Genomic DNA, 23,203 nt, shown 5'->3' on the forward strand with positions numbered 1-23,203 from the left:
CCATGACCACGAACACCACCACCGACCCCGCGACGGTCACTGCGACGGTCACTGCGACGGACAAGCTGATCATCATCGGTTCCGGCCCGGCCGGCTACACCGCCGCGATCTACGCCGCCCGGGCCGGGCTCACCCCGCGGGTGATCGCCGGGTCCGTCACCCACGGCGGGGCGCTGATGAACACCACCGAGGTCGAGAACTTCCCCGGCTTCCCCGGTGGCATCCAGGGCCCGGAGCTCATGGCGGGCCTGAGCGAGCAGGCCGAACGCTTCGGGGCGATCGTCGAGTACGACGACGCCGCCACCGTGGATCTGAAGGGTCACCTGAAGGAGGTCACCACCCTGGAGGGGAAGACCTACCGGGCCCCGGCGGTCATCGTGGCCACCGGCTCCGCCTACAAGGAACTGGGCCTGCCCGAGGAGAAGAGGCTCAGCGGTCACGGGGTGTCCTGGTGTGCGACCTGCGACGGGTTCTTCTTCCGCGATCAGGACATCGTCGTGGTTGGCGGCGGGGACTCCGCCATGGAGGAGGCGATCTTCCTCACCCGCTTCGCGGCCTCGGTGACCGTGGTCGTGCGCCGCGACGCCCTGCGGGCCTCGAGGATCATGGCTCAGCGGGCCAAGGACAACGAGAAGATCCACCTCGCCTACCACAGCGCGGTCACCGCCATCCACGGCACCGACAAGGTCACCGGGGTGACCCTGACCAACACCACCACCGGCGCCACCCAGGAACTGGCCGCCACCGGCGTGTTCGTCGCCATCGGCCACCTCCCGCGCACGGAACTGGTGGCCGGTCAGCTGGAGCTGGACGGCGACGGCTACATCGTCGTGGATGCCCCCACCACCGTCACCAACCTTTCCGGGGTTTTCGCCTGCGGGGACGCGGTGGACCACCGCTACCGCCAGGCCATCACCGCCGCCGGCACCGGATGCGCCGCCGCCCTGGACGCCGAACGCTACCTGGCCGCCCTCGAGGACGCCGACTCCATCGCCACCGCCCTTGTGGAGGAGACCACCCATGCCTGAGGCCACCGCTGACACCACAGGAATCACCACGGACATCACGGAGCTGCCGGTCGTGGTCATCGGCGCCGGACCGGTGGGCCTGGCCGCGGCCGCCCACCTGGTGGAACGTGGCCTGCACCCGATGATCATCGAGGCCGGCCACCAGGTCGGGGCCGCGATCCGGGAGTGGGGCCACACCCGCCTGTTCTCCCCGTGGCGCTACAACATCGACGCCGCCGCCGCCCGCCTGCTGGCGACGGAAGGCTGGGCTGCCCCGGACCCCGAGGTCCTGCCCACCGGGGCCGAGCTGGTGGAGCAGTACCTGGAACCCCTGGCCGCCACCCAGGCCCTGGGCCCGCGGATCCGCACCGGCACCCGCGTGCTCGCTGTCTCCCGGGCCGGGATGGACAAGACCCGCACCACTGGCCGGGAGACCACCCCGTTCCTGGTCCGTCTCCAGCACCCCGACGGCACGTGCGCGGACCTCCGGGCCTCGGCGGTGCTTGATGCCTCTGGCACTTGGTCAACGCCCAACCCGCTGGGGATGGCCGGCCTGCCGGCACCGGGCGAGGCTGAGGCCCTCGCCGTGGGACGCATCACCGCCCCGCTGCCCGACGTCACCGGCCGCGACCGGGGCCGCTTCGCCGGCCGTCACGTCCTGGTCGTCGGTGCCGGACACTCGGCGGCCAACACCTTGCTCGAGCTGGGTGCTCTGGCCGAGACCGAGCCGGACACCCGGATCTGCTGGGCTGTGCGCTCTGCTGATGTCGCCGGCGTCTACGGCGGGGAGGACCGCGACGAGCTGGCCGCCCGCGGGGCCCTGGGCACCCGGCTGCGCCACCTCGTGGAATCCGGGGTGATCGAGGTGCACACCTCCTTCGTCATCACCGGCTTCACCCCTGGCGAGCACGGCCTGACCGTGCGGGCCACCACCCCGGCCGGCGACCAGGAGCTCACCGTGGATCTGCTGGTGCCGGCCACCGGCTTCCGCCCCGACCTGGGCATGCTGGCGGAGCTGCGCCTGGAGCTGGATGCGGCCGTGGACGCCCCGCGCCAGTTGGGCCCGCTGATCGATCCGGAGTTCCACTCCTGCGGCTCCGTGGCTCCGCACGGGGAGAAGCTGCTGGCACACCCCGAACCGGGCTTCTACATCGTGGGCATGAAGTCCTACGGGCGGGCCCCGACCTTCCTGATGGCCACCGGCTACGAGCAGGTCCGCTCCATTGCCGCGGCCCTGGCCGGGGACCGCGCCGCGGCCGACGACGTGCAGCTGGTGCTGCCCGAGACCGGGGTGTGCTCCACCGACCTCGGTGGCACCTGCGACCTCCCGGCCCCCGGCGCTGAGACTCAGGGCTGCTGTGCCCCGGCCGTGGCTGAGGAGCTGGTTGATGCCTGTTGCTCGGGGCCGCAGCCGGTCACCCTCGGGCTCGTCCCGGTCTCCGTCCGCTCGTCCTGTTGCTGACCATCACTTCACGGAACCAGGAGTCGCCATGACCGAGTCCACCTCCACCTCCGAACTCGACACCCACGTCCTGACCCGCACCGCCGCCCACCTGGCGGAGCGCTACGAGGGGATCTTCTCCCCGGAGACGGTGGAGCGCTACGTCTTCGAGTCCTACGCGACGCTGTCGCGTACTGCGCGGATCCGCACCTATCTGGCGGCCACTGCCGGGCACTTCGCCGATGACCGGCTGCGGGCCTTGGCCCAGTCTCAGGGCAAGATCGACAAGCCGGTGGCGCAGGTGCTGTTCGTGTGCGTGCACAACATCGGCCGCTCCCAGATCGCCGCGGCCCTGCTGGCCCACTACGCCGGGGAGCAGGTGGAGGTCCGCTCCGCTGGGTCCCTGCCCGGGGCCGAGGTCCACCCTCTGGTCGTCGAAGCCCTGGCCGAGCGTGGGATCGACCTGTCGGGGGCCTACCCCAAACCGTTGACCGACGACGTGGTGCGTGCCGCCGACTACGTGATCACCATGGGCTGCGGGGACGCCTGCCCGGTGTATCCGGGCAAGCGCTACCTGGACTGGGCGGTGGCTGACCCCTCCGAACAGACCCTGGAGGGCGTGCGGGAGATCGTCGAGGCGATCGACGCCCGGGTGCAGGCGTTGTGGGACCAGCTCCGCGACTGACCAACCCCTCAGGCTCGGCCCCGCTCCCGTGTCGTGCGGGGCGGGGCCGAGCCCGTGGGCGAGCCAAGGGAGGCTGACCACCGTGGAGCATCAGGTGGATGTGGTGATCATCGGGGCCGGACAGGCCGGGCTGGCCGTGGGCTGGTTCCTGCGCCGCCGCACGAACCTGTCCTTCGTGCTCCTCGACGACCAGCACAGCCCGGGCGGGGCCTGGCGGCACACCTGGGACTCCCTGAGGTTGTTCTCCCCGGCCGGCTACTCCTCCCTGCCCGGGAGGCTCATGCCCACCACCGGGGCGGAGAACCCGGACGCGACCCATGTGATCGACTACCTCACCGACTACGAGACCCGCTATGAGCTGCCCGTCCACCGGCCCGTGCGCGTGAGCGCGGTGCACCGCGACGAGGAAGGCTTCCGCCTGCAGACCACCAAGGGGCAGTGGCGCGCCCGGGCGGTGGTCAGTGCGACCGGCACCTGGTCCCAGCCGTTCTGGCCTGCCCTCCCCGGCCAACGCGACTTCCGCGGAACCCAGGTGCACAGCGCCCACTACACCGGCCCCGCCCCCTATGCGGCCCAGCGGGTGGTCGTGGTCGGCGGGGCAAACTCCGCCGCCCAGATCGCCGCTGATCTCACCGCCACCAGCCAGGTCACCTGGTGCCTGAACGGGGCCCCGCAGTATCTGCCCGACGAGGTCGACGGACGCGAACTGTTCCGCATCGCCACCGCCCGCGCCCAGGCCCTGGCGGCCGGGCAGCCGGACCCCGGCGGGGTCGCCGCACTGGGCAACATCGTCGTGGTGCCCCCGGTGAAGCGCGCCCGGGACGCGAGGCTCCTGCACCCCACCCCGATGTTCACCCGCTTCACCCGCACCGGCATCACCTGGGCCAAAGGGCAGGAGCAAGAGGTGGACGCGGTGATCTGGTGCACCGGATTCCGCCCGGCCCTGCGCCACCTGCGGCCTCTGCATGTACACGAGGCCGATGGGACGATCCGCACCGACGGCACGGCCTCGGTAAAGGTGCCGGGCCTGTACCTGGTCGGCTATGGGGACTGGACCGGGCCCGGCTCGGCCACCCTCATCGGGGTCGGCCCCACCGCCAAGGCCACTGCCGCCGCCCTGAAGCGGCAGCTGACCGCCCCGGCGCCGGTTCCCGCCCGCTGACCCGGGCAGGCCCACCAACCTTCAGGGGTGGGGTTCAGATGCCGACGGTGGCGCTGCGCCGCTCCAGCAAGAGCACATCGCGCCACTGCCCACCCTGGGGACCGTGACTCATCAACCCCAGACGCCGGCGCACCCCGACCGTCTCGAAGCCCACCTTGCGGTGCAGGGCCAGGCTGGCGGTGTTCTCCGGAAAAATCTTCGCCTCGATCGTCCACACCCCGGCGGCCTCCGCCGAGGCGATCAGGGTCTCCAGCAGGAGACGCCCGACACCGCGCCCGGACGCCGCAGGGTGGACGTAGACGGACTCCTCCACCACCCCCGCGTACACGGTCCGGGCCGAGACCGGGGAGGCGGCGACCCAGCCCAGCACCGTTCCGTCTTCGTCCACGGCCACGTGGCGCAAACGCGGCGGCTTGCCCGCCGCGAAGCGTGCCCAGCTCGGCGGCTGGGACTCGAAGGTGGCCTGGCCGGTGGCGATGCCGGCGACGTAGATCTCCCGCACGGCCGGCCAGTGCCGCTCCTCCAACCCCGCCAGGGTGACCGCCCCGGTGTCACCGTGCGCCACGTGTGGCCTCACCGCGTCGTTCATGCGCGGCGGTGTGCCGCTCATACGGTGGCCGCCTCGGGGGCGAACAGGGTCACCAGGGCCTCCATCGCCTCCGGGCGGGTGCGGTAGTACACCCACACCCCACGCTTGTCCCGCTCCAGCAACCCGGCCTCGTGCAAGACCTTCAGATGGTGGCTGATCGTGGGCTGGGACAGCTCGAAGGCCGGGAGCAGGTCGCACACGCACGCCTCCCCACCGGGGTGGGAGAGCACCATCGACAGCAGCTGCAACCGCACCGGATCGGCCAGGGCCTTCAACAACGGGGCGATCCGCTCCGCCCGCTCCCGCCCCAGCGGTTCTCGCGACAGCGGAGCGCAGCACGCCAGGGCCGTCGGCGTCACAGAGGCATCGTCACCAGAAATAGACATGCATCAATATTGACCCACGTCGATGCCGGTGGCAACGTTAGTACATCGACGGCGGTCTATATCCCATGGTGGCCGTCTTTTCCGGAAAGGAGCCCGTCATGTCCAGAGTTCAGCTCGCCCTGCGTGTTGCCGACCTCGAGGCCTCCATCACGTTCTACTCGAAGCTGTTCAACACCGCCCCGGCCAAGCGCCGGCCCGGCTACGCCAACTTCGCCATCACCGAGCCCCCGCTCAAGCTCGTCCTGCTCGAGGGCGAGCCGGGGGAGGGGACGAGGGTGGATCACCTCGGGGTGGAGGTCGAGTCCACCGAGATCGTCAACGCCGCCGCTGCCCGCCTGGCCGAGGCCGGGCTGGCTACCCGCCCTGAGGAGGAGACCACCTGCTGCTACGCCGTCCAGGACAAGGTCTGGGTCACCGCCCCCGGCACCGAACCGTGGGAGATCTACACCGTCACCGCCGATGCCCGTCCTGACCTGGAGGGTCAAACCGATCCCGAGCAGTCCGCGGTGGCCGGCGACGGCACCTGCTGCACCACCGAGACCCAGCCCGCCGCGACGGGTGCCGCCGGTCCGGCCGGCAAGCAGCCCAGCTGCTGCTGATTCCTCATGCCGCAGATCATCCCGAAGCGGACAGGCCACAAGCTGGTGTACATGGCCTTGGGGGTGGTCGTGGTGACTGGTTGACCTTCCTTCTGCTGGAACGTTGAGAATCGACGGGTTGCCCCACGACCCGTAGAGGACCGATGAGCACTTCTCTTCCTGCTGACGTTGATGCCCTGATCATCGGTGGCGGCGCCGCCGGACTGTCGGCTGCCACCTGGCTGGGTCGGTATCAGCGCCGCACCTTGGTGGTGGATGCCGGCCAGTACCGCAACCGGTTCACGGACCAGGTGCACGGCCTGCTGGGCCGGGACCCGATCAGCCCCAGTGCACTGCTGGACCAGGCCCGCGCCGACCTGGTCCAGTACCCACAGGTGAGCGTCCACGAGGCCAGGGTCAGCACCCTGGAACGCACCGGCGAGGGCCGGTTTTTGGCCACGATCGACGGCGCCCAGGTCACCGTCGGACGGGTGGTGCTGGCCACCGGGGTCCGCGACGAGGTGCCGCAGATCTCCGGGATCGATGCGCACTACGGGACCGATGTGCATCACTGCCCGGCCTGCGACGGGTACACCGCCCGCGGAGCCACCGTGATCGTCCTGGGATCCGGGGAGCACGTGCCCGCCTACGCCGCCGAATTGCTGGAGTGGGCCGGGGCCGTGTGCATCGTCACCGACACCACCGACCGGGCCTTTGACGAGGCCCAGCGCGCCACGCTGGCCGAGCACGGGATCGGCGTCGTGGACGGGGTGGCCCAGGCTCTGGTCGGGGCCCCGGGGGCCCTGGATGGGCTGTGCTTGGAGGACGGGACCGTGGTGGAGGCGCAGAAGGTGTTCTTCTCCTACGCCCACCACCCCACCAACGGCCTCGCTGCCCAGCTGGGGTGCGAGCTTGATGACCACGGGCAGATCGCTGTGGATGGCTTTCAGCTCACCAGTGTCGACGGCGTCTACGCCGCCGGGGACATCACCCCTGGGATGCAACTGGTCTCGGTGGCCATCGCCGAAGGCGCGGTCGCCGGGGTGGCGTGTGCGACCTCGATGCGCGGGCATCGCACCACCGAGCACGGGCCCTCCCCGGCTCCTCCGACGCGACGGTTCACCCCGCACCGGTGAATCCGGTGCCACCGGCTCCAGCGGGACACGGGAATCCAGGGCTGCGTTCCACAGCCTTCGCTGGCGCCCCGGGGGAAGGATCTGAACCTTCCCGCCAGCTGTAACATTTTCCGTAGGAGGACCCATGAAGATCGGCGAACTGGCTCAGCTGTCCGGCGTCTCCACCAAGACGATCCGCTACTACGAGTCCATCGGGGTGTTGCCCGAACCGGCCCGGACCACCTCGGGGTACCGGGACTATGAGCAGTCCTTCGTCGACCGCCTCACGTTCATCCGCAGCGCCCAGCGGCTGGGGGTGAGCCTGGAGGAGATCCGGCAGATCCTGGCCATCCGTGAGCGCAACGAGGCCCCGTGCGGCTATGTGCGCGGCGTCCTGGAATCCCAGCTGGAAGGGATCGGGCAACGCATCCATGAGCTTCAGGTGTTGCGCGAGCACCTGGTGCAGATCGTCTCGGAGGCCGACCAGCTTCCCGCACCCCAGGAGGGGTGCACGTGCCAGCTGATCGAGCACGACCGGCACACAACCGGATCGGCCTCCGAGGCAATGGTTCAGGCCGAGACCACCTGACGGCAGGCCTCGGCGGCCGCCCGGCAAGCCTGGGCGCATTCGCTCATGCCGGTGCGGTCGCACTCTGCGGCGCACCGGTCACAGGCCTCGGCGCACACCCGGCACAGTTCCGGCGCCAGTTCGCTGCCGCGGGCCAGCAACGGGATGCAGGCGGCGCACAACTGGGCGCAGTCCGAGCACAGCGAGATGCACCGGGCCAGGTCCTTGTCCCCTTGCTCGGCGCACCCCTGAGCGCAGGCGCTGCACAACGCCAGACAGTCGCTGAGGGCGGCGATGACCTGCTTGATCTGATCCTCGATCATGGGCATGGCATGGACCTTTCACTGGTGTGGAGTCGGACCTCTTCAGCCTAGACCTTCCCGCCGCGAGAAGGTCAACCCCTTCCGCGGGCCTGACGTCCGACACCCCTTGACTTTCCAGTCGAGTGGAAGGTTTAGCGTGAGGGCACGGCCCGTTCCCTGCGAAAGGGCAGGGGCGGCCCGAACCGATTCGTCCCAACGCAAGGTGAAGGTGAGCATCATGGCCACGACGGTGACATTGCAGGTCGAAAGCATGGACTGCGCCAACTGCGAGCAGCGGCTGGGCACGGCCCTGCGGCGCCTGGAGGGCGTCAGCGAGGCAACCGCCGATTACCGCAGCGGTGAAGTCGTGGTGCGCTTCGATCCGGCGGTGACCACCCAGCAGGCGGTGGCCGAGCGGGTGGAAACGGCCGGTTACACCGTGGCCGGCACCACCCCCTCGTCCTGATGGTCACCCAGACCGCTGCCCAGGACACCCAGCTGTGGGCCGAAGAACCCAGCCACCTGGAAGGCCACGCCCGGATCCGGGCCCGCATCGCCGGGCTGCACTGCTCCTTGTGCACCGGCACGATCGAAAAGGCCCTGGGCCGGATGGCCGGGGTCGAGCAGGTCGCCGTGAGCCTGACCCACGAGCAGGCGTTGATCGACTACGACCCGGCGGTGATCGCCCCGCAGCAGATCCTGGGCACACTGCGCGACATCGGCTACGACCTCTACGACCCGCGTAAGCTGCGCCCGTTCGAGGAGGAGGAAGCCGATCTGATCCGGGAGGGTCAGCGCCTGCTCGCCGCGGTGGCCGCCAGCCTCACTGCCATCGCGCTGATCCTGGAGGTCTCCGGGATCTGGTCCGTGCTGGTCCCGGCCTCCGTGGTGGCGCTGATGGTTCCGGTCGCCTACGCGATCCTGCTGCCGGCCGGGAAGATCCGGGCGGGACTGGGGGCCCTGGCCCTCATCACCCCGGGTGCGTTGGCGTGGGCCGGGCGGGAGGCCGGGCTCATCTCCGGCACCGCCGCCGGGTGGGCCACCGGGGTCCTGGCGGTGGCGGTGGTCTTCGGGGTGGCCCCGCACATTCTGCGCATGGCCGTCCAGGCGGCCCGCCGGAGAATCCTCAACCAGCACGTGCTGCTGGAGATCGGGGCCTTCGCCGGCATCGCCGGTGGGATCATCGGGTTGACCGGGGTCTTCGAGGACTACCCGACCGCCCCGTTCTTCGCCGTGACCGTGCTGGTGGCCAACTACCACATCTTCTCCGAGTGGCTGTCCCTGCTGGTGAAGACCCGTTCCAGCCAGGCGGTGCGCAAACTGCTGGAGCTGCAACCGGACACCGCCCGGGTCATCCGCAACGGCCGGGAAGAGGAGATCCCGCTGGAGCAGGTGGCCACCGGGGACCGGGTGCGCATCCGCCCGGGGGAGCGGGTGCCCGTGGACGGGCGGGTCCTGGAGGGCCACTCCACGGTGGACCTGTCCCTGGTCACCGGGGAACCGGTGCCCACCGAACGCACCACCGGCGACGAGGTGATCGGCGGGTCCATCAACGGCGCCGGATCCCTGCTCGTGGAGGTCACCCGCACCGGAGCCGACAGCTTCCTCGCCCAGGTCGTACGCCACGTCGAGGACGCCCGGGCCCTGAAACCCGGCATCCTGCACCTGGTCGACAAGGTCCTGCGCGTCTACACCCCCACCGTGCTCATCGTCTCCGCCCTGGCCCTGACCGGGTGGATCATCGGATCCTGGGCAGTGGCCGGGGAGCCGGACGTGCGCCGGGCCGTGTTCGCCGGCATCGGCGTGCTCGTCATGGGCTACCCGTGCGCGGTCGGCATCGCCGCCCCGCTGGCGATCGTGCGCGCCGCCGGCGAAGCGGCAGACCGCGGCATCATCATGCGCACCGGGGAGGCCTTCCAGACCTTCGGTCAGATCCGCACCATCGTCCTGGACAAGACCGGCACCCTCACCCGGGGCCGCCCCACCGTCCACGAGATCAAGGCCATCGACGACCCCGCGCAGCTGCTGGCCCTAGCCGCCGCCGCCGAGGAACCCTCCGAGCACCCCCTGGCCCGTGCCGTGGTGACCGCCGCCGCACAACGCGGCCTGACCATCCCAGCAGCCCAGGATTTCCGCTCCGTCACCGGGTCCGGCGTGACCGCCCGGGTAGAGGGCCAGGAAGTACTGGTGGGACGACCGGCCTTCCTCCACGAGCGCGGCATCGCCCTCGGCCCCCTGGCCCGTGTCGTCGAGGAACTCGAGGACATCGGCCGCACCGTGATCGCCGTCGCCGTCAACCGCCAACCCGCCGGTGTGATCGCGCTGGGCGACGAGATCCGCCCCGAGGCCACCGAAGCCCTCACCGCGATGCGTCAGGCCGGGATCCGTCCCGTGCTGGCCACCGGTGACAACCACCGGGCCGCCGCCCATGTGGCCGCCGAGGTCGGCATCGAGGAGGTGCGGGCCGGGATCCTGCCCGAGGACAAGGCGGCGCTGGTGCGCCAGCTCCAGACCGGAGGCACCCGGGTGGCCATGGTCGGGGACGGGATCAACGACGCCCCGGCCCTAATGCAGGCCGACGTCGGCATCGCCATGGGCGGGGGCACCGACATCGCCGTGGAATCGGCCGATGTGGTCATCGTCCGCGACGACCTCACCGCCATCCTCGAGGCCCGCGACACCAGCCGCTCCAGCTACCGACGCACCCGGCAGAACGTCGCCCTGGCCTTCGTGTTCAACGGCATCGGCATCCCCGCGGCCACCACCGGGCTGGTCTACCCGGTGTGGGCGATGGTGGCCATGGCCCTGTCCGTGACCACCATCTTCATCAACAGCCTCGGCGGGCGTCCGTCACTGCTGTTCGAAGCCATCGGCAGCGTCGGACGCACCCACCACGAGGACTAGGCGCCTCTGACCGCGCGGTGCCGCCACCGGCGGGAGCACTGAGTGGTCAGGAGCGACCGTCCGGGAAGGAAATCCCATGAGCGAGTTCCCGATCCTGCGCCACCACCAGCTCGAGGCGGCCCTGGCCCGCCCTGGACTGGTGTTGCTGGACTTCTGGCAAGGCTCCTGCGCCCCCTGCCGGGCACTGGAACCGCGCCTGAACCGCTTCGTGCAACGCCACCTCGATGCCTTCACCGGCTACCGCATCGACATCGACGTGGATCTGCCCACCGCTGAGAGGTTCGGCGTCCAGTCCATCCCCACGATCCTCCTGCTGCGGCAGGGCCGCGAAATCGATCGCCTCGACGGCCTGATCCACGACGCGGACCTGGAAGAGGCGCTCACCCGCGCCCAACCGTCAGCACAGAATTAAAGCCCGGTCGCCGGGAACCCCCACCTGTGGCGTCCCGGAAGTGCGCTACCGACAGCAACAGCCCGCGACGTGAGGCACTGCCCCCCGATCCGATAGATGCTTCGACGAAGAGGAGACATGGCCCCACGGACCTCCGTCCCCGCCCTGCTCACACAGCGCCCGTACCGGATGCTGTGGACCGCCCGCACCATCTCCCAATGGGGGGACGCCTTCAACACGGTGGCCCTGGTCCTGCTGGTCTACTCCCTGACCGGCTCGGGACTGGGGGTCTCCGGGGTCGTGATCGCCGAGATCCTCCCCGTCCTGCTGCTGGCGCCCCTGGCCGGGTCCCTGGTGGACCGATTGCCGCGGGTCCAGGTGATGATCGCCGCCGATCTGCTCCGCGCCGGTCTGGCCTTCGCCCTGCCCTTCGTGGACAGCCACGTCGTCCCCGTCTATCTCATCGCCATCGGACTGTCGGCCGGAGCCGTCTTCTTCAACCCCGCGGCGCAATCGGTGCTGCCGGCACTGGTCAAAGAGCGAGAGCTGGTGGCCGCCAACAGCGGGCTGTGGACCGCCGCCGTGCTCTCCCAGATCGTGCTGGCCCCCCTGGCCGGGATCGTGGTCGCCGCCTTCGGCTATGACTGGGCGTTCTGGATCAACGCCGCCAGCTACCTCGTCTCGGCTGCGGCCCTGCTGAGGCTGCAGGTTCCCGCTCACCCGGCCCGCACGGAGCGTTCCTCGTGGTACCGGGATGCTCGTGAAGGGCTCTCCGAGCTCGGCTCCCACCGTCTGCTGCGCGCCCTGGCCATCACCCAGTTCCTGGCCGCCCTCTCCGCCGGGGCCACCGGGGCGCTACTGGTCGTGCTGGCAAAAGACCACCTGGGCCTCAAAGACAGCGACTATGGCCTGCTCCTGGGAGCGATCGGCGTCGGCGCGGCCGTCGGCCCGTTGATCCTGTCCAAGATCACCGACAACCCCCGCCGCCCCGGCTACGTCCTGGGCCCGTTCGTGCTCCGCGGACTGGTCGATGCCGTTCTGGCGAGCATCACCGGGCTGGCCTCGGCCATGGCCACCCTCCTCGTCTACGGGCTGGGAACCTCGACCGGGGCCGTCACCTTCAACTCCTTGCTCCAGGCCGAAGTGCCCGAAAAGCTGCGCGGGCGCATCTTCGCCACCTTCGACATGCTCTGGCAGTCCGGACGACTCATCTCCCTGCTGCTCGGAGGCATCGCCGCGGACCTGTTCGGCATCCGTGCCGTCTTCTACCTCGGCGGGGCACTTCTGCTGATCGCCGCGTGGATCGGCTGGCGGGGGTTGCGACAAGTGGCTCCCCACCAACCCTCCCCGTCCTCCAAACCGAGCACAACCCTCTAAAACGTGGCGGCCATCTCGGCCCTCGACATCCTTCCTGCGCCGTAGCGGCGCCTGCATCAGAAACGGCACCATGACTCAGACCGAAACTCACCAGCCCACCCCCTCGGAGACCGAGGCGGATCTCCCCGCCTTTGCCCGGCACCGCCCCTTCGCCCTGATCCTGCTGGTGGCCGGGGTGATCGGGTGGGTCGCCTCGGCGATCCTGGTGCTCGAACGCCTTCAGCTCTACCGCGACCCCAACCACGTCACCAGCTGTGACATCAACCCGTGGGTGTCCTGCGGGCAGGTGATGGGCACCTGGCAGTCGGAGCTGTTCGGCTTCCCCAACCCGCTGATCGGCATCGTGGGCTTCGCCGTGGTCATCACCACCGCCATGGCGCTGCTGTCCGGGGCGAGGTTCGGGCGCTGGTACTGGGTAGGCCTGCAGGCCGGGGTCACTGCCGGGGCGGTGTTCGCGATCTGGTTGTGGTCCCAGGCGCTGTTCTCCATCTACATCCTGTGCCTGTACTGCATGATCGTGTGGGCGGCGATGATCCCGCTGACCATCCTGCTCACCGTGCGCAACCTGGTCCACGGCGTCATCCCCGCCCCCGTGGGTTTGGTGCGCTTCGCCGCCGAGTGGGCCTGGACGCTGGTGGCCATCACCTACGTGGCGGTGGCCGCCTCGGTGTTCTTCCGCTTCTTCACCGCTTTCACCGGCCTCTGACCCACCCCGGCCCCGGCACTCCTCTCATGGATGCCGGGGCCAATGCCCGCGGAGTGCAGAGGACCTCCAGATCTCGCTGCGACCTCCCGCTTTACATATGGCCGGTTATCGGCCCCGAGGCGGGAGCTATCGAAGGGGACGTGCACCCCAATCCCAGCCCCTTGGTAACCCATGTCGGCTAAAGTTGGCAAACCCTTGGCGGCGACCGGGTACAGGGCGCCCAAGCAGTGGGCCCGGGCTGCGGTGATGTCGTGGGTGGAGCCGGGTTCTACCGGGGAGGTCCACAGCGGGAAGCCGGTGGGGTCGGCGATGACTGGGACACTATTGCCGAATCTCTTGTGCTTACCCGAGTACTAGGCGTGATTACCAGCCTCCGTCCGTTCGGCGACCCGATCGGTGGGAATCAACGTGCCCCCTCAAGCGTCACGTAGGGCAGATGATCGTCCTGTGCCTTGGCCAGAGCCTCGTGCAGCTCGGCAGCCTGGGCGGCCGCCTTAACCCAGTAGGACGTAACCAACCACTACCGCGCCGGCGCGTGGAAACGTCCATGAAAAACCCCGCGCCCACCTGGTCAGCGGTGACGCGGGGCGCCCGCTCCCGGACCCGTACGCCCGGGAGTGGGAGTCTCAGTTCCCGTCGGCGGGGGACGGTGTGGCGGATCCCGTGGGGGATGCCGTGGCCGCATCCGTTGCACGGTCGATGGGCTGTTTCGACTCCGTCGCCCGCTCGGAAGACCGAGGCGCCTCCCCGTACTCGCGGGCCACTTCGTCCGACCCCTGGCTCCACTCCCACATGTAGGAGTAGTCATTGACGCCCACCGGCGTACCCGACACGAACAAGCACGGCCGGCCCTCGGGGGCTGCGGCGCACACCGTGTCCGCGCTGACCTCGGACGGCCGCGCGGCGTCGTCGCCCGTAGAGTCCGGAGAGGTGGGCGCACCCGAGGAACGAGCCCCACCCGGCCGTTCGTTGGATCCCGGCGTCGTGGTCACGGGGTGCCGCGGGTCCGCGACGTCGCGCTGGCTGTCCTGCGGGTACCAGTAGTCGGCGGCGGGCATCGAGATCCCATAGACCCCGCTGGTCGCGGTGACCGAGGTGCGCTGAGGAGCCGTGCCCCGCACGTTCACGAGCGCCCCGCCCTGGTTGGTGTGCGCGTCCAACCGGTTCTTCACGCTGACCCCGTCCAGGAGCACCTGACCCGTGGTGGCGTGGGCGTCGAACACAGCGGCCTCCACGTCCGTGGCGCTGATGGACCCCAGATCGGTCCTCGCCCGCACGTCCCGGTACGTGCCGTTCACGTGCACCGCTCCCGTGCCGCTCTTGAGGTCGAGCGAGGTGTGCGGGCCGTCCTGAGGAACGGTGATACTGACGCTCTGCACGCCGGAACCCCATTGAGAGGGCCGGTCGGGCACATCCAGCTGCAGCACGCCGTCGCGAACGGACGGGATGACGCCGCGCTCGGACAAGGACCATCCGGATTCGTGCCACTGCACTTGGACACGATCAATGGTCGGGCTCGTGTTCACGCTGACCATGCCCGAGGGGGCGTCGATCCGGATCCGTTCCACGTCCGACGACGCCGTCCACGAACCGTCCCGCTCCTGTGTCATGGCCACCGCGGTGGCGGTTCCGGCCCCGCCGAGCAGCAGGGCGAGGGCACCCACACCGCCCACCACGGCGGTCGCGGTGTTCCAGGCGCGGCGCTCACCGCGCCCCACGGGACGGTCGTTCCGAGGATCGGGCGTGGGATGCGAGGGATTCTGATTGCTCATGAGATGTCCTAAAGAGAGTGGTCCGAGTAGCCCAGGTACTTGAGAACGGCCAGAACCCTGCGGTTGCCGATCTCGGAGGTGACGCCCAACTTGGCGAAGATCGAGCCGATGTGTTTCTCCACGGCCGATTCGGTGAGGTAGAGGTTCGTGGCAATGGATGCGTTGGACAGCCCCTGCGCCATGAGCGCCAGGACCTCACGTTCGCGCGGTGATAGCAGTTCCATGTCCTCCCGGCGCCGCGAGCGCACCAGGATCTGGGTGAGCACCTCCGGGTCCAGCACGGTCCCGCCCGAGCCCACGGTCTGCACGGATTCCAGGAACTGGTCCACGTCCGCCACGCGGTCCTTGAGCAGGTAGCCCAGCCCCTCCCGGCGGGACGCGATGAGCTCGGACGCGTAGCGCTCCTCCACGTACTGGGACAGCACCAGCACGGCCACGCCGGGGTGGCTCGAGCGGATCAGCACCGCGGCGCGAATCCCCTCGTCGGTGAAGGTGGGTGGCAGTCGTACGTCCACGAGTGCGAAGTCCGGCCGGTGTTCCTCCACGGCCCGCACGAGTCCCTCGGCGGTATCCGTCTCGGCCACGATCTCGTGCCCCGCGTCCGTGAGCAGGCGGACCAGTCCGGCGCGCAGCAGCACGGCGTCCTCGGCGATCACGATGCGCATCTCAGTTCCCCCGTCCGTGCTGCCCGGCGGACGACGACGCCGCTCCGCCCGTTCCCGCCCCCGCCGCACCGTGCGCGGTCGGACCGGTTCCGGGCGCGGCGTGGACCCCGCCGACGTGGCCGGGGTGAGGGGTGTAGGCGGTGCCGGACGCGCGCGGGGCGCTGTGCGTCGTCGTCGTCGGAGGAACACCCGTGAGGGGCAGCTCCACGATGACCTCGGTGGGCCCGCCTGCGGGCGAGTTCACGAAGAACCTGCCCCCGGCCGAGCGGATCCGGTCCTGGATCCCGGAGAGCCCGCCCCCGGGGACCACACGGGCGCCGCCGCGGCCGAAGTCGCGCACACCGGCGACCACGATGTTCGTGCCCGGTGCGGTGCCGTCCTGGATGGACACTGCGACGTCCGCAGAGCGCGCCCCCGAGTACTTGATCGCGTTGCTGAGGCTCTCGGAGACCGCGAAGTAGATGGCCGCCTCCGTGCGCGGCTGCAACCGGGGGACGTTCACGGAGATGTCCACGGGGAAGGGTGCCTGGGCGGCGACGGCGGACAGAGCGGCGTCGAGCCCCCGATCCTCCAGCACGGCGGGGTGGAACCCGCGGGCGAGCCGGCGCAGCTCGGTGATCGCGGCCTTGGTGGTGCCGTGCGCCTCCGCCACGAGTTCCTTGGCCGCGGCGGGATCCGTGTCGATGCGCGAACCGGCCATCGAGAGGTTCATGGCGACCGAGACCAACTGGGGCTGGACGCCGTCGTGCAGATCGCGTTCGATGCGCGAGCGCTCGGTCTCCGCACCGCGTACCGCGAACTCCTTGGCGGCGGTCTCGTACTCGGCGAGGCGCTGCAGCTCGTCCGCTTCACGGCGCAGTCGCGCGGCCTCGCTCAGCCGCAACAGCCCCGCGGACAGACCGCGGTGAGCCAAGGTGAGCAGCACCGCGAGCACGATGCTCAGCAGCACGCCCGCGACACCCAGCATCGGGAGCGTCCAGCGCGGGGTGCTCTGCAGCGCGGGCCACAGCACCGAGGACTCGGAGGCGAACCACGGCGCGAAGGTCAGCACGAGGGCCGCGCTACCCACCACGAAGGGCAACAGCATGAGCCAGCCCAGCGCGCACGTGAGCGCCACGTGGAGCATGCCGAGCCACAGGGACCCGTCGCTCGCGTCCAGCCACCACTGGTGCGGGACCCGCACCCAGTCGGTATGCGGGCTGCGGCGGCGCTGGGGGTCCCGGATGTCCAGGCCGAACGACGACGCCGAACGCCTGCGTTCCAGCCACACCGCCCCCATCATCACGTACACGGTCGCGGCGAGGATCAGCACGCCCAGGCCCAGCGCCGGAACGGTTGAGGCTCCCACCGCGAGGAACGTGAGGATCACGACGAGCAGCACGGTGTTGAGCACCGAGTCCACCACGAGGTCCAGGGTCCCGAAGAACAGGGTCTTGAAGGAGAAGGTCCGCCACTCGCGGGGAGCGATGTGCGGCCCTTCCGATGCCGGGCGTGCCACGGAGGCGGCCCGCGGGGGTTCCGGGTGCCCGGGAGGCGGCAGGGTCCGGGTGGTCTCAGCGTCTGCGGGTGAGGAACCGGCCGAGGGCATCGGCCGGGTGCTTTCGGTGTCCGAGGAGATGGGCTCTGTGGCGTCCCACGGTGGCGTGGGATTCGAGGCTGTGGTGCTCATGGCCTCCACGCTACGGACACCCCCGTGGATCCCGCACCAGAGCTGGCCACCGAGTCGGGGTGGGGTTTTCCGCACCCCCGGGTTGCGGGATGTGGTCTGCGGGGCGCCTGCTACGTGGTGCGGGGTGCGTGCTGCGGCGTCCGCTCCACGAGCGCGCGTCTTGTGAGGCGCCAGGTGCGTCCCATCCGGGTGCCGCGGCGGCGCGGATGATCCACATGCGCGCGCCCGCCCGGGGTTCCGTGTTCGCGCGCCCTACAGTGTGTGCCATGAACGACGACGTCCGCGCCCTCGGGCGGCCCACTGCCGTTTCCGTCCCCGCGGGGGACTTCGAACGCGACCCCGCCGTGGACGTCGCCCGCGTGGGGTGCGTGATCACCGTGGTGTGCAGTCACATCCTCATGGTCACCCTCACGGCGGATCCCGCCACCGGGGAGATCCGCTCTGTCCTGGTCCCGACTCAGCAGCCCTGGTACTGGTGGGCCACGTGGCTCCTGCAGATCATGCCCCTGTTCTTCGTGGTGGGTGGGACGGCCACGGCTGGGGCGTGGTGGCGTCGTCGGGCCCGGGGAATGGCGCGGGGCGAGTACGTGCGGGAACGCACGCTGCGGCTGATCCAACCCGCGGCGGTGCTGTGGTGTGTGCTCGCCCTCGGTGCGGGGATCGCGGTGGTGGCGGGAGCCGGGATCGAACTCGTGACGTTCGCGCTGTCCGGTGTGGGGATGGCGTTGTGGTTCCTGGCGGCCTACCTCGTCTGCCAGGGATTGGCACCGCTGTTCGTGGACCTGCACGAACGCATGGGGTGGGTGTGGTGCTGGTTCCTGTTCTCGTGCGCGGTGGCCGTGGACCTGCTGCGCCTGACCACCGGCTGGCAGTGGTGGGGGCTGCTCAACATGGTGTTCGTGTGGCCGCTCATCCAGCAGTTCGGCTTCTTCCGGGCGGACGGGTGGTTCGGGGCGCGGCGTCGACCGGTGCTCGTGGCGCTTGCCGCGGGATGCTACGCCGTGTCCGGGGTGTGCGTGGCCTCCGGGTCCTACGCCCCGGACATGCTCACCAACCTCAATCCGCCCACCGTGTGCATGGTGCTGCTGGGCTTCGCTCAGGCGTGTCTGCTGGAGGTATTCTCCCCGCTGTTGCGGCGGGCCATGCACTCCCGGGTGGTCCGCGCGGTGGTGTATGTGGTGGGCACTCGTGCGTTGACCATCTACCTGTGGCACCTGCCCGTGGTGGTGGCGGTCATGGCGGTGTGGTTCTTCGCCGTGGGCTACGACCCCGTCCCCGGTTCCGCCGCCTGGTGGTGGCTGCGGATCCCTTTGACCGTCCTGTGTTGGGCGGTGGTGCTCGTGGTGGCCACGGTATTGCGGCGGCTTGAGTCCTCATCCACGGCACCGTGGGGCGCCCGCCCCATCCGGTTGTCCAATACCGCCGTGGTCGTGGCACTCGTGTGTGCCGTGGTGCCGCCGTTGTGGGAGATCGTCACACTGCTCACGGTGCCGTTGACGGTGGCCGGCGCCGTGGGAGCGGTGGCCGCGGTGGTGCTGCTGCGCAGTGGCCGCGTCCCCTCGCGGGCCGAGCGGGCCGAGACAGCGCCCACTTCCCAGGCCCGCTGAGGCCACACGGCTTTAGCGCTGGACATTGTGAGGCACGCTGAGGCCACGCGGCGAATTGTGGCCAGGCGGAGGCCACATGGGGTGGAGTGAAGTGGCTTCCACGCGACCAGAAATTACGCCATGGCCTCGGAGGGCCTGAGAGTTACGCCTCGGCACGGGAGCCCCGCCGGAAGAGGCTCACCCCTCCCGCGGATCCCCCAGGTGGTCGATGACCAGTTCGAACAACCGCGGGACCACCATGGGGTGCACCTGGTGGCCCATCCCGGGGATCCGGACGAAGCGCGCATGGGGGATGACCTCGGCCGTGGCGGGGCCGCCGTCCGGGCGCACGATCTTGTCCTTGTCCCCGTGGATCACCAGCGTGGGGGCGGTGATCCGGGACAGCACCTCCGTGCGGTCCCCGGATGAGCGGATCGCCCCGATCTGACGGCGCATCGCCTCAGCCTCACCTCGCGGATCCAGGCTGCGGTCCCAGTGGGTTGCGGCGAGTTGACGTTCGTACGCCACGTCCACGGGGAACCCCGGACCGGCCAGGTGGTGGGACATGACCAGTCGCCCCCGGATGTACATGTCCCGGGTCTTCGCCCCGGGGAACATGAGCAACGCCGCGGTGGAGGTCGCGGCCGTCCCCACGGACGGATCGCCCGTGGTGGAGCACAGGGAAATGAGCCGCCGCACCAGCTCGGGGTGGTGGCCCGCCAACGACTGGGCGATCATCCCACCGAGTGAGAACCCCATGACATCCGCTCGCTCGACCCCCAGCGCCCGCAGGGTGTCCGCGACGTCCTCGGACATGTCCTCCACGGAGTACTGCCCCTCCGGCAGGGGCCCGCGCAGCAACCGGCGGGCCGAAGGGGGCGTGGAGGTCACCCGGAAGGAACGGCCCACGTCCCGGTTGTCCAGGCGGATCACCCGGTACCCGCGATCCGCGAGGGCATGGACGAAGGACATGGGCCACGTGGCCAGGTCGAACGCGAGCCCGGTGATCAACACGAGCGGCGCCCCGTCGGACGGCCCGTCCAGGCGCACGCAGATGAAGCGGTCATCATCCAACTGCACCGTGCGTTCCTCACCGCTCTCACCGGGGCCCGTGAGCAGGGCGGGCAGCTGCTCGGGAACGGGAGCGGCGGCGTCGTCGAACCGCAGGAATCGATCCACGACCGGCTTACGCAACAACTGACGCCGGTCATCGAAGTAGTTCATGGCCATCCGCCACGGCGCCGTGTCCCCCTGGCGGGGCAGCTGGTCGAGGGAGCGTTGGACGTAGCCGGCGTCGAAGTCCAGCAACGGGCGCGTGCGCAGGCCCTCGGGTGCGACCGGGCGCACGGACGCCGCGCCCACGGAATCCGTGTGCGCGATCAACCGGGACAGCCAGTCCACCACGAGTCCGATCTTCAGCGTCCACGACCCGTTCGTGTACCCAATCGCGAAGGCCAGGTTGGGCACGTCGCTCAGCATGGCGCCGCGGTAGGCGATCCGCTCGGGGAGGTTCACGGGTCGCCCGTCCACGCTCAACCGCGCGCCGCCGAACATGAGCAGGTCGAAGCCCGTGGCGCTCACGACGACGTCCGCCGCCACCCGCCGCCCGTCCGTCAGGACGAGGCCGTCCGCGTCGAAACGGTCGATGCCCGCGGTCACGATATGGGCGTTGGGTTCGTGCAACGCGGCGAAGAAATCCCCGTTGGGCGCCACGCACAGCCGTTGGTCCCACGGGTCGTACGGCGGGGTGAAGTGCTCCCGGACGGAGACGTCCGCAGGGAGGCGACGGCGGTTCACGGCCGCGATTCCCGCCCGCACCACGCGCGGCGCGGCCTTGCTCGCCACCCACAGTGCTCTCTGCCCCGCGGCCATGAGCGGGCGCAGCACTCGCGCCGCCCGTGCCCTGCCGAGCGCCATGAACAGCACCTTCTCGGCCACGCCGGGAGAGGGTAGGGGCAGGATGTACGACGGCGTCCGCTGCACCATCGTGGTCTCGGCACCCCGCGTGACGAGCTCGGGCAGCAGGGTCACCGCGGTGGCCCCGCTGCCGATCACGGCGACCTTCTTGCCCCGGACGTCCAGGTCCTCGGGCCAGAACTGGGGATGCACGAGCTGGCCCCTGAACCCCTCGACCCCCGCGAAGTCCGGGATGTGGGGACGGTCGTAGCCGTAGTACCCGGTGGCCACGAACACCCACGTGGCGGTGATCGGCTGGGTCTCGCCGGTGCCGATGGGTTCGGGCCGCGGGGCATCAACCGAGTGCCCGGGTGCGCCGCCGCCGACGTCGCTCGGAGCCGCCCCCGCGCGGGGTTCGGGTGGCGCGGTGCGCTCGACCGTCACGGTCCAGTGGCTGGTCCCGGAGGACCAATCCGCGGCGGTGACGCGCCGGTGGTAGTGGATGAGCTTGTCAACCCCGGAGGCGCGAGCGGTGTCGCGGATGTAGTCCAGGATCGCGGAGCCCTCCGCGATGGGGTTCTGTCGGGTCCACGGGCGGAAGTCGTAGCCGTAGGTGTAGAGGTCCGAGTCGGAGCGGACCCCCGGGTAGCGGAAGAGATCCCACGTGCCACCGGAGTTCCCGCGGGACTCGAGCACCGTGATGCTCTTGCCGGGATGTTCGTGGCGGAGTTTGCAGGCCGCCCCGATCCCGCTGAGGCCGGCCCCGATGATCAGGATGTCGGTGTGCTCGGGCAGCGCTGCGCCGGCGTGCTCGCTCATGGATTCATCGTATGGTCCTCGCGGGCACCGCACGTGCTACCCCGGGAAAGTGGCCGGATGGCCATTGTCCGTGGACCATGGGGTTCCTAGGCTGGGGTCCACATCATCGCCCACGCGAAAGAATCGACATGGATGCCGTAGGTGGGATGGTCCGCAGGACAGCGGGAATCACGCTCCTTGCCCTCCTGTTCCTCGCCCTGTTCGTGACGAGTTCCTTCGCGTCGGAGCCGGTGTCCAGGACGAGTGCGCAACCGGTGACCACGACAACGGCGGAATCGATGGGGATATCCGCATCCGAATACGCCCGGATCGTGCGAGCAGCCAACGCCGCGGGCATCAGCGAGACGCAGGTCGCCGCGGACATCGACTACGCGACCCGGACCACGACACCCCACCGTTTCCCCGGGGTGGTGAGCATGAGCGCCTCGGCCCAGGTCAACGGCTGTTCGAACCCCGTGCCCGGCCATGGCTACCAGAACGCCCTGTTCAACGCCGACTGCAACGCCCACGACGTGTGCTACTTGGCCGAGGGCGATGCTGGCCGCTCCCGCGCGCAATGCGACAGCGAATTCCGCAATGCCATGAATGCCACCTGCACACGCACCTACGTGAGCACGGACATCGAACACAAACGCTGCATCGGCACCGCCAGTTATTACTACTGGATGGTCAGGGCATTCGGCGCACCCTATTTCAAGGGATAGGACCATGAAGAAATTCAAGGGAGAAATCATCCTCGCCGTCAGTGGCGCAGTCTTGATTCTGTGTGCCTGGGTGTCCTACGTGAGCGCTTCCTGGTTCCCGGAGGCCACCCTGTCGTCCCCGGCCATCCCCTTCTTCCTGCTGATCCTGGCCGGCACCGTGTTCGTGTTGTGCGCCGCCAGCGGGATCGGAAAGCTCATCAACAAGGACTGAGGGCGGACCCCGCGCCTTGCGCCGACATGTGATCTGGGTTTCCTTGAGGGAAGCCTACGGCGGGTCCTGCATCGGACTATCCACCGGGCGAGCAACCAAGAAATGCACTGGTGCGACACCAGGGAGCTCCCGGAACAGCTGAGGATCCACACTCCACGTCGTGACCGGTGGCTTGTCACGAGGACTTCAGTGCCATGAGCGAGATCCAATTGACCATCCACGGTCGGCAATGTGGGTTCAACGACGTCAGCCCCCACACCCGACTGCTCGACTTCCTGCGGAACGCGGACTGACCAGGGCCAAGGAAGGCTGCGCGGAGGGCGAGTGCGGGGCGTGCGCCGTGCTCGTGGCCCGCCCGGACGGCACCGACCGCACCCGGTGGGCCTCCATCAACGCGTGTCTGCTGCCCGCCTGGCGTTCGACGGCCAGGCGGTCGTCACGGAGGTCACCGGAGAGGAACACGCCGCGGATCACGAGCGCGCCCTGGATCACCGGGTCCCGCTGCTGGACGAGTACTACACCGACTATCGCCAGAGCGTGCGCCGCCCGGACGAGATCATCCGCGCGATACGTTCGGGTGCCAGCCCCGCGGTCTGGCCGATGATGAGGGGGCGGCAACGATCGCGCCGTACATGGTGAGCACGTGTTGTGCTCCGAAAGCGGTGGTGCA

At 69.8% G+C, this 23,203-nt stretch carries 23 protein-coding genes and 1 pseudogene; 16 read left to right on the forward strand and 8 right to left on the reverse strand.

Features of this window, described 5'->3' with window-relative positions; all coding sequences use genetic code 11:
• The first annotated feature begins 2 nt into the window (after positions 1–2).
• The 4 genes from trxB to Q9R22_RS08615 all read left to right on the forward strand — a co-directional run bounded on the left by trxB (position 3) and on the right by Q9R22_RS08615 (position 4,295).
• Positions 3–1,028: a thioredoxin-disulfide reductase gene (gene trxB / locus Q9R22_RS08600; RefSeq protein ID WP_131333712.1), complete on the forward strand. Its 1,026-nt coding sequence runs from the start codon at positions 3–5 to the stop codon at positions 1,026–1,028.
• A complete protein-coding gene (locus Q9R22_RS08605) occupies positions 1,021–2,469 on the forward strand; it encodes an FAD-dependent oxidoreductase (RefSeq protein ID WP_131333711.1) in 1,449 nt (482 codons plus the stop codon). The genes trxB and Q9R22_RS08605 overlap by 8 nt, the downstream gene beginning before the upstream one ends.
• Positions 2,470–2,497: 28 nt before the next feature.
• Complete coding sequence (locus Q9R22_RS08610) at positions 2,498–3,133, forward strand: arsenate reductase ArsC (RefSeq protein WP_311254167.1); 636 nt, start codon at positions 2,498–2,500, stop codon at positions 3,131–3,133.
• An 82-nt stretch (positions 3,134–3,215) separates the two neighbouring features.
• On the forward strand, positions 3,216–4,295 hold the full coding sequence (locus Q9R22_RS08615) for an ArsO family NAD(P)H-dependent flavin-containing monooxygenase (protein WP_207387854.1): 1,080 nt from the start codon (positions 3,216–3,218) through the stop codon (positions 4,293–4,295).
• A 34-nt stretch (positions 4,296–4,329) separates the two neighbouring features.
• Here the strand turns inward: Q9R22_RS08615 and Q9R22_RS08620 are convergent, their stop codons facing one another.
• Both Q9R22_RS08620 and Q9R22_RS08625 read right to left on the reverse strand, forming a co-directional pair.
• On the reverse strand, positions 4,330–4,884 hold the full coding sequence (locus Q9R22_RS08620) for a GNAT family N-acetyltransferase (RefSeq protein WP_131333710.1): 555 nt from the start codon (positions 4,882–4,884) through the stop codon (positions 4,330–4,332).
• Between the two features lie 17 nt (positions 4,885–4,901).
• A complete protein-coding gene (locus Q9R22_RS08625; RefSeq protein WP_131333709.1) occupies positions 4,902–5,270 on the reverse strand; it encodes a metalloregulator ArsR/SmtB family transcription factor in 369 nt (122 codons plus the stop codon).
• A 98-nt stretch (positions 5,271–5,368) separates the two neighbouring features.
• On the opposite strand from Q9R22_RS08625, the gene Q9R22_RS08630 reads away from it, so the two are divergent.
• The 3 genes from Q9R22_RS08630 to Q9R22_RS08640 all read left to right on the forward strand — a co-directional run bounded on the left by Q9R22_RS08630 (position 5,369) and on the right by Q9R22_RS08640 (position 7,552).
• Positions 5,369–5,869, forward strand: a complete 501-nt coding sequence (locus tag Q9R22_RS08630; protein WP_131333708.1) for an ArsI/CadI family heavy metal resistance metalloenzyme — start codon at positions 5,369–5,371, stop codon at positions 5,867–5,869.
• A 143-nt stretch (positions 5,870–6,012) separates the two neighbouring features.
• Positions 6,013–6,984 (forward strand): NAD(P)/FAD-dependent oxidoreductase, encoded by a 972-nt coding sequence (locus tag Q9R22_RS08635; protein ID WP_131333707.1) that lies wholly within the window; start codon positions 6,013–6,015, stop codon positions 6,982–6,984.
• 124 nt (positions 6,985–7,108) lie between these two features.
• Positions 7,109–7,552 (forward strand): heavy metal-responsive transcriptional regulator, encoded by a 444-nt coding sequence (locus Q9R22_RS08640; RefSeq protein WP_131333706.1) that lies wholly within the window; start codon positions 7,109–7,111, stop codon positions 7,550–7,552.
• On the opposite strand, the gene Q9R22_RS08645 is transcribed toward Q9R22_RS08640, so the two are convergent.
• Positions 7,534–7,860: a hypothetical protein gene (locus Q9R22_RS08645; protein ID WP_207387853.1), complete on the reverse strand. Its 327-nt coding sequence runs from the start codon at positions 7,858–7,860 to the stop codon at positions 7,534–7,536. The genes Q9R22_RS08640 and Q9R22_RS08645 overlap by 19 nt on opposite strands.
• A 211-nt stretch (positions 7,861–8,071) precedes the next feature.
• Between Q9R22_RS08645 and Q9R22_RS08650 the strand changes: the two genes are divergently transcribed.
• The 5 genes from Q9R22_RS08650 (at position 8,072) to Q9R22_RS08670 (ending at position 13,211) form a co-directional block, all read left to right on the forward strand.
• The gene (locus Q9R22_RS08650) at positions 8,072–8,299 is read left to right on the forward strand and encodes a heavy-metal-associated domain-containing protein (RefSeq protein WP_165489828.1); all 228 of its coding nucleotides are present in this window, start codon (positions 8,072–8,074) and stop codon (positions 8,297–8,299) included.
• Entirely contained in the window at positions 8,299–10,737 is a 2,439-nt protein-coding gene (locus Q9R22_RS08655; protein ID WP_131333704.1) for a cation-translocating P-type ATPase, read from the forward strand. Before Q9R22_RS08650 ends, Q9R22_RS08655 begins: the two co-directional genes overlap by 1 nt.
• A 76-nt stretch (positions 10,738–10,813) precedes the next feature.
• Positions 10,814–11,149, forward strand: coding sequence for a co-chaperone YbbN (locus Q9R22_RS08660; RefSeq protein ID WP_131333703.1), 336 nt, complete (start codon positions 10,814–10,816; stop codon positions 11,147–11,149).
• 117 nt (positions 11,150–11,266) lie between these two features.
• Entirely contained in the window at positions 11,267–12,505 is a 1,239-nt protein-coding gene (locus Q9R22_RS08665; protein ID WP_207387852.1) for an MFS transporter, read from the forward strand.
• A gap of 70 nt (positions 12,506–12,575) precedes the next feature.
• Positions 12,576–13,211 (forward strand): vitamin K epoxide reductase family protein, encoded by a 636-nt coding sequence (locus Q9R22_RS08670; RefSeq protein ID WP_131333701.1) that lies wholly within the window; start codon positions 12,576–12,578, stop codon positions 13,209–13,211.
• Here Q9R22_RS08670 and Q9R22_RS13325 read toward each other — a convergent pair.
• From Q9R22_RS13325 to Q9R22_RS08690, 4 genes and pseudogenes are all read right to left on the reverse strand, one after another.
• Positions 13,151–13,552 (reverse strand): annotated as a pseudogene (locus Q9R22_RS13325) (hypothetical protein); the annotation flags it as partial. The gene Q9R22_RS08670 and the pseudogene Q9R22_RS13325 sit on opposite strands and share 61 nt — an antisense overlap.
• 285 nt (positions 13,553–13,837) lie before the next feature.
• Complete coding sequence (locus Q9R22_RS08680; RefSeq protein WP_131333700.1) at positions 13,838–14,983, reverse strand: DUF4097 family beta strand repeat-containing protein; 1,146 nt, start codon at positions 14,981–14,983, stop codon at positions 13,838–13,840.
• 8 nt (positions 14,984–14,991) lie between these two features.
• On the reverse strand, positions 14,992–15,648 hold the full coding sequence (locus Q9R22_RS08685) for a response regulator transcription factor (RefSeq protein ID WP_131333699.1): 657 nt from the start codon (positions 15,646–15,648) through the stop codon (positions 14,992–14,994).
• Position 15,649: 1 nt separating this feature from the next.
• Positions 15,650–17,317 carry a sensor histidine kinase gene (locus Q9R22_RS08690; RefSeq protein ID WP_311254168.1) on the reverse strand — a complete coding sequence of 556 codons (1,668 nt, stop codon included), beginning with the start codon at positions 17,315–17,317 and terminating at the stop codon, positions 15,650–15,652.
• A gap of 266 nt (positions 17,318–17,583) precedes the next feature.
• Between Q9R22_RS08690 and Q9R22_RS08695 the strand changes: the two genes are divergently transcribed.
• Positions 17,584–18,924 (forward strand): acyltransferase, encoded by a 1,341-nt coding sequence (locus Q9R22_RS08695; protein WP_131333697.1) that lies wholly within the window; start codon positions 17,584–17,586, stop codon positions 18,922–18,924.
• A 177-nt stretch (positions 18,925–19,101) separates the two neighbouring features.
• Here the strand turns inward: Q9R22_RS08695 and Q9R22_RS08700 are convergent, their stop codons facing one another.
• Entirely contained in the window at positions 19,102–21,618 is a 2,517-nt protein-coding gene (locus tag Q9R22_RS08700) for an alpha/beta fold hydrolase (RefSeq protein WP_207387851.1), read from the reverse strand.
• A 128-nt stretch (positions 21,619–21,746) separates the two neighbouring features.
• On the opposite strand from Q9R22_RS08700, the gene Q9R22_RS08705 reads away from it, so the two are divergent.
• The 3 genes from Q9R22_RS08705 (at position 21,747) to Q9R22_RS13330 (ending at position 23,172) form a co-directional block, all read left to right on the forward strand.
• On the forward strand, positions 21,747–22,322 hold the full coding sequence (locus Q9R22_RS08705; RefSeq protein ID WP_311254169.1) for a hypothetical protein: 576 nt from the start codon (positions 21,747–21,749) through the stop codon (positions 22,320–22,322).
• A gap of 4 nt (positions 22,323–22,326) precedes the next feature.
• The gene (locus Q9R22_RS08710) at positions 22,327–22,533 is read left to right on the forward strand and encodes a hypothetical protein (protein ID WP_035964387.1); all 207 of its coding nucleotides are present in this window, start codon (positions 22,327–22,329) and stop codon (positions 22,531–22,533) included.
• A gap of 396 nt (positions 22,534–22,929) precedes the next feature.
• A complete protein-coding gene (locus Q9R22_RS13330) occupies positions 22,930–23,172 on the forward strand; it encodes a hypothetical protein (protein ID WP_165489757.1) in 243 nt (80 codons plus the stop codon).
• Positions 23,173–23,203 lie beyond the last annotated feature (31 nt).

This window comes from Kocuria sp. PD6, assembly GCF_031844145.1.
Taxonomy (GTDB): Bacteria; Actinomycetota; Actinomycetes; order Actinomycetales; family Micrococcaceae; genus Kocuria; species Kocuria marina.